Source organism: Vibrio sp. D173a (genome assembly GCF_030248475.1).
Window position 1 is genome coordinate 1 of the sequence record NZ_JAHGAH010001538.1, and the last position, 944, is coordinate 944.

Annotated in this window: 2 protein-coding genes; both read left to right on the forward strand. The window is 43.3% G+C overall.

Annotated elements, in window-relative coordinates; all coding sequences use genetic code 11:
- Window positions 1-368: ACT domain-containing protein (locus KIV40_RS34590; RefSeq protein ID WP_285353976.1), on the forward strand; the 368-nt coding region annotated here is incomplete at its 5' end.
- Between the two features lie 328 nt (window positions 369-696).
- Window positions 697-944, forward strand: a 248-nt coding sequence (locus KIV40_RS34595) for a MazG nucleotide pyrophosphohydrolase domain-containing protein (protein WP_285353978.1), incomplete at its 3' end; no start/stop codon positions are given.

Genomic DNA, 944 nt, shown 5'->3' on the forward strand with positions numbered 1-944 from the left:
TCAAGGGTTACATCACTCAAGGTCGTGGCATTTCCGTTCACCGTAGTGATTGTGAACAGCTAAGTGAGCTAAGAATCCACGCACCAGAGCGCATCATTGATACGGTTTGGGGCAATGGCTTTGTTGGTTCATACATCCTCACGCTGCGTGTTGAAGCATTAGAGCGCAGTGGCCTGTTGAAGGACATCACCTCGCTGTTCGCGAATGAGAAGATCAGTGTGACGACAATGAAAAGCCGTACCGACTACAAGCGTCAGCTGTCAGTGATGGACTTTGATTTGGAAGTGACCAATATTGAAATTTTGAGTCGAGTTACAAGCCGAGTCGAGCAGATCAAAGATGTTATGAGCGTCAAGAGATTAGGATAGTTTTTACGTCGTACTTAGCTTTCTAACGGCGTTAGTTTCACTTATTTCGCTCCATCACATAGGCAAGCTATGCTCAGGAGCCTCATAAGTTTACTGCCTTGTTAGAAGAACTAATTACTTAGTAAAAAAATATAGTTGTCATTCCCTACAGTGAGGGACGAACGTGATGGGGAATCTTGCCAAACGGTTTGAGATCCCCAACTCGCTCATTCTTCACTCTTGGGGATGAAAGCAAAATAGAAAGGTGAGTGGTTTTAACTGCTCACCTTTTTTAGTTTTAAGAAAAGAATTAGATTAAAACAATCAAATAGAATAATAGGAAAGCACCATGAGCCACCCGATTGAACAACTAGAACAAATTATGGCGAAGCTGCGTGATCCAGAAGGTGGCTGCCCTTGGGATCTGAAACAAAATTTTGAAACAATTGTGCCGCATACTATCGAAGAGACATACGAAGTAGTGGATGCGATCCACAACAAGGATTGGCCAAACCTACTTTACGCCGATTTTTTCTGCTCTGTTTTCTTCTATTATTCGAGGCGTCACTTTAAGCCACAGCTTCTGGCAAGGTGTCG